Here is a 4,282-nt window from a genome sequence, read left to right on the forward strand (position 1 = left end):
TCCCGAAGAGGCTAGTCGTTCTTCTCGGGCGGCTGGTCGAGATCGCGGTCGGAGCGCTTGTGCAGCGACTTCACCTCGCGCCGCATGACCTTGGCGCGATCCTTCAGGCGACGGCTGGCACGCCGGAAGGCGTCGCTGACGGCGAACTGCGGATCGGAATGGCGTTCGTCGAGGCTCGGCGTGCGATCGACGTCGACGGTCAGGCCGCCGGGCATCTTGATGTGGATGGCGACCTCGTACAGCCCGCCGCTGCGATGGTTGCCGTCCGGCAGGCTGAAGACCACGTGACACGCCGTCATTCGGCCGAAGAACTGCTCGAGATGCTCGGCCTGTTCCTCTATCAGTCGCCGGATTGCATCGCTGGACGGCGTGTTCTGGAACGTGACCCTGAGCGGCGTGTGCATGATCCCTCCTTCGTTCTGGCCGTCATTCGGGAACGCGGGGCGCAGGGACGGGGTTGCAGACGGGGGCGAGCCCTTCCCGACATGCCCTGGTCCGCGCAATGCACGCTCAGCATAGCACGCTGCATGCCGCGCGCCGAGACGGAAGCTATCCGGGCTCGCGCTCCATCGACAGCTCGCGCTGAAGGCTCGCCAGGTCGCGATTGATCGACGCCACCGCCAGCACGCGGCCAGCCTGGCGGTACTCGACGAGGCAGTCACGCTCGCCGATTCTGCCGTCGATCCGGATGTCGTCCCATCTCTCGGCATGACCGACATAGTTGACCGGCACGTCGTAGTGCTGGCTCCAGAAGAACGGCACGGCGTCGTAGCGTTCGCGTTGTCCCAGCATGTTGCGCGCCGCGGTCTGGCCCTGCCGTTGGGCGACGACCCAGTGCTCGACCCTGATGCTGCCGCCTCGCGGATCGGGCCAGCGCGCGATGTCTCCGGCGGCGAAGATGCCGGCCGCGCTGGTCTCGAGAAAGGCGTCGACGATGACACCGCGATCGATTGCGAGTCCCGCTTGCTCGGCGAGCGTCAGGCGAGGCCGCACGCCGACGCCAAGCACGGTCAGATCGGCATCGAGGGTACCGCCATTTTTCAGCGTCACCCGTGTCCCTTCCATCTGCGCCACCGTGTCCCCCAGATGGAAAACGACGCCGTGCTCCTCGTGCAGCGCACGCACGAAGTCGCCCATTTCCGCTCCCAGAACGCGTTCCATCGGTCGCTGCTCGGGGGCGACGACATGGACCTCGAGCTTGCGGTTGCGCAGCGAGGCCGCGACCTCGAGGCCGATGAAGCTCGCGCCGACGACCAGCACGCGCTTGGCCTCGCCCGCCGCGGCGATGATCGCGCGGCTGTCGGCGAGCGTGCGCAGGGTGTGGATTCGCCGCGGCTCGGCGCCGGAAATCGGCAACCGCACGGGCTCCGCTCCCATGGCGAGCAGCAGGCGGTCGAACGGCACCGCCTCTCCCCGGGCGAGCTGCACGGTGCGACCCCTGGGATCGATCGACGCCACGTGCGTGTCGAGGCGAAGCTCGATGCCGGCATCGCGATAGTAGTCGTCCGGACGCAACGGCACCCAATCCTCGGGCGCCTGGCCGGCGAGATAGTCCTTGGACAGGTTGGGCCGGTCGACCGGCGCGGCGGTATCGTCGCTCAACAGGGTGATGGCGCCGGCGAACCCCTCGCGCCGCAGCATCTCGGCCGCGGCAAACCCCGCCGCGCCGCCGCCCACGATCACGATCCTGCCGGGCGCGTCGGCGTGGCGCGGGGCAGGTCGTCGCGGCGGTTCCAACTTGCGTCGCACGACGATCCTGTCGCCGTCCCGCTCCACCTGCCAGATCGCCAGCGGGCCGAGCGCGGGCGCCCGCACCGCCTCGCCGGTCCTGAGGGAGAAGCAGGCATGGTGCCAGGGGCAGCGAATCGTGTCGCCGACCACCAGGCCCTCCGCCAGCGGCCCGTGATAGTGGCTGCACGACGGATCGATTGCCAGCACCTCCGGGCCGACGAGCAGCAGGAGCACGTCGGCATCCCCGACATGGCCGAGGAGCTTGCCGTCGGTGAAATCGGCGAGCCGCACGCCTTGCGTCAGATCGGGTCCGCTGGGCTTCTTGTCCTCGCTCATGACGGCTCCTCCCGTGAAGACGCGCTGGGAGCGCGCCACTCCATAGGCGCTAACTTTTCCCTTCGACCTCGCCTCTTAGCTGGGAGCGCGCCACTCCGATTGCGCACATGGGATGTGCAATCACCGAGAAAAGCGCCATCGGAGTGGCGCGCTCCCAGCCATGAGCTTCCTTCACCGCGGATCAAGTGGACAATGATATCGCGGCGCCCGTCAACTTGGGACTCGAGTGCCTAGTCGCCGGCCGCCACGGCGTTGCTGTCGGGCCTGGGCCGATCTGGCGTGAGCCGGTCCGGCGCCGCGGAGCGCACCACCCGATGGGTCACCATCCGATGATGAAGCGCTCGGATCGTGTCGCTGCCGCGGGTCAGGCACAACCATGGGAAGATCCCATGCACGAAGCAGGCGAGGCTTCCCAGCAGCATTCGGCCACCGAAGCCGAAGGCCATGGCCATATGCTGCAGGTAGGTCTCGTTGACCGAGGCGGGATGATCGGTGAAGCGGCGGAGCATGGGGAAAGCGTACCGGGGGCGCCGAAAAACGGCTTGCTACCTTTGCATCGAACCGCGCTATGGTCGGAAAATCATTCCCAGGTGCGGGCATGGCTGAGAAAATTCATCTCGACGACTTCGATAGGAAGATACTCGATTGCCTGCAGGACGATGCCAGCATGGCACTGGCCGAGCTCGCCCGCCGGGTCGGGCTCTCTACCACGCCGTGCTGGCGGCGCATCAACCGCCTGCAGGAGGCTGGCATCATCCGCAGCCGGGTGGCGCTGCTCGACCGCAAGGCGGTGAACGCCGGCGTCACGGTGTTCGTGGCGGTGCGAACCGCCCAGCACAATGCCCAGTGGCTCGGCCGCTTTGCCAAGGCGGTGGCGTCGTTCCCCGAGGTCATGGATTGCTATCGCATGAGCGGCGAGATCGATTACCTGATCCGCCTGGCCCTGCCCGACATCGAGGCTTACGACGCCTTCTACAAGCGCCTGATCGCCAAGATCGAGCTCAGCGACGTCACCTCGATGTTCGCCATGGAGGAGATCAAGTCCACCACGCGGCTGCCGCTTCACTACCTGCCGTGAACGCACCGCAGGGGGGCTCTTTGCCGGGAGCGCGCCACTCCGTTGGCGCTCTCGCACTCGCGGCCCGCGGGCGACCCGCCCGCACAGGACTAGACGCGTGAGCGGGCGGGACGCCCGCGGTCCGCAAACCGCTCTAGCGTCGGCCGGTTCACGGCCCTAGGATCGCCGCCGTTTGCAAGCTGTGACCGCAGGGGAAACGATGACCACGGGCAATTCCGGCAATAATCGCAAGAAGGTGCTGATCGTCGGCCGCATGCCGCAGGCCGGAATCGACGTGCTGAAGACGCGCGACGATGTCGACTACGAGATCCTGACCGACGATTCGGTGCCCTCGCTGCATCCCAAGCTCAAGGACGCCAACGCCGTCACCCTGGGCGGCACGCCGTTCCGCCAGGCCGAGCTCGATGCCGCGCCCGGCATGATGGTTGTGGCGCGGCTCGGCGTGGGCTTCGACGCCGTCGAGATCCCGGCGCTCAACAAGCGCAAGATCCCGCTGATGACCACCGGCATCGCCAACTCGGTGTCGGTCGCCGAGCACGCCATGTACATGCTGCTCGCCTCGGCGCGGCTGGCGAAGAAGATGGACCGTTTCGTGCGCGACAACACATGGGGCCAGCGCCTGTCCGACCTGCCGTCCGACCTCGCCGGCAAGTCGATCCTGGTGGTCGGCATGGGCCGCATCGGCTCGCGCACGGTGAAGCGCAGCGTCGCTTTCGAGATGGACGTCTACGTCATAGACCCGAACATCCCCGCGGCCGAGATCGAGAAGACCGGGGCGAAGAAGGTGACCGACCTCAAGGCGATCCTGCCCAAGGTCGATTTCGTGTCGATCCACTGCCCGAAATCCCCCGAGACGATCAACATGTTCAACGCCGAGACGCTGGCGCTGATGAAGCCCGATGCCTTCCTGGTGAACACCGCGCGCGGCGGCATCATCAACGAGGAAGCGCTCTACACCGCGCTCTCCACCGGCAAGCTCCGCGGCGCCGGCCTCGACGTGCTCGACCGCGAGCCGCCCGACCCGAAGAACAAGCTGTTCGGCCTGGAGAACGTGATCTTCAGCCCGCACATGGCCGGCGTCACCAAGGAGGCGAGCGATCGCATGGCGCAGACCGCGATCGAGAACATCCTGAGCGT

Annotated in this window: 5 protein-coding genes; 2 read left to right on the forward strand and 3 right to left on the reverse strand. The window is 67.1% G+C overall.

What is annotated here, in order from left to right; genetic code table 11:
* Window positions 1–11: 11 nt before the first annotated feature.
* From AB7O82_RS37550 to AB7O82_RS37560, 3 genes are all read right to left on the reverse strand, one after another.
* Window positions 12–404, reverse strand: a complete 393-nt coding sequence (locus tag AB7O82_RS37550; protein ID WP_428299710.1) for an HPF/RaiA family ribosome-associated protein — start codon at window positions 402–404, stop codon at window positions 12–14.
* A gap of 145 nt (window positions 405–549) precedes the next feature.
* On the reverse strand, window positions 550–2,067 hold the full coding sequence (locus tag AB7O82_RS37555; RefSeq protein ID WP_428621845.1) for an FAD-dependent oxidoreductase: 1,518 nt from the start codon (window positions 2,065–2,067) through the stop codon (window positions 550–552).
* A gap of 230 nt (window positions 2,068–2,297) precedes the next feature.
* A complete protein-coding gene (locus AB7O82_RS37560; protein ID WP_428621847.1) occupies window positions 2,298–2,576 on the reverse strand; it encodes a DUF6356 family protein in 279 nt (92 codons plus the stop codon).
* An 89-nt stretch (window positions 2,577–2,665) separates the two neighbouring features.
* On the opposite strand from AB7O82_RS37560, the gene AB7O82_RS37565 reads away from it, so the two are divergent.
* Together AB7O82_RS37565 and AB7O82_RS37570 are read left to right on the forward strand one after the other, a co-directional pair.
* The gene (locus AB7O82_RS37565) at window positions 2,666–3,145 is read left to right on the forward strand and encodes an Lrp/AsnC family transcriptional regulator (RefSeq protein WP_428621849.1); all 480 of its coding nucleotides are present in this window, start codon (window positions 2,666–2,668) and stop codon (window positions 3,143–3,145) included.
* 199 nt (window positions 3,146–3,344) lie between these two features.
* Window positions 3,345–4,282, forward strand: a 938-nt coding sequence (locus AB7O82_RS37570; protein WP_428621851.1) for a hydroxyacid dehydrogenase, incomplete at its 3' end; no start/stop codon positions are given.

The sequence above is a fragment of the Reyranella sp. genome (genome assembly GCF_050185545.1).
Taxonomy (GTDB): domain Bacteria; phylum Pseudomonadota; class Alphaproteobacteria; order Reyranellales; family Reyranellaceae; genus Reyranella.

What these genes read in the sequence shown, in the direction of transcription:
- AB7O82_RS37550 (WP_428299710.1), bottom strand. Translation starts at nt 404, where the DNA reads ATGCACACGCCGCTCAGGGTCACGTTCCAGAACACGCCGTCCAGCGAT.
- AB7O82_RS37555 (WP_428621845.1), bottom strand. Translation starts at nt 2,067, where the DNA reads ATGAGCGAGGACAAGAAGCCCAGCGGACCCGATCTGACGCAAGGCGTG.
- AB7O82_RS37560 (WP_428621847.1), bottom strand. Translation starts at nt 2,576, where the DNA reads ATGCTCCGCCGCTTCACCGATCATCCCGCCTCGGTCAACGAGACCTAC.
- AB7O82_RS37565 (WP_428621849.1), top strand. Translation starts at nt 2,666, where the DNA reads ATGGCTGAGAAAATTCATCTCGACGACTTCGATAGGAAGATACTCGAT.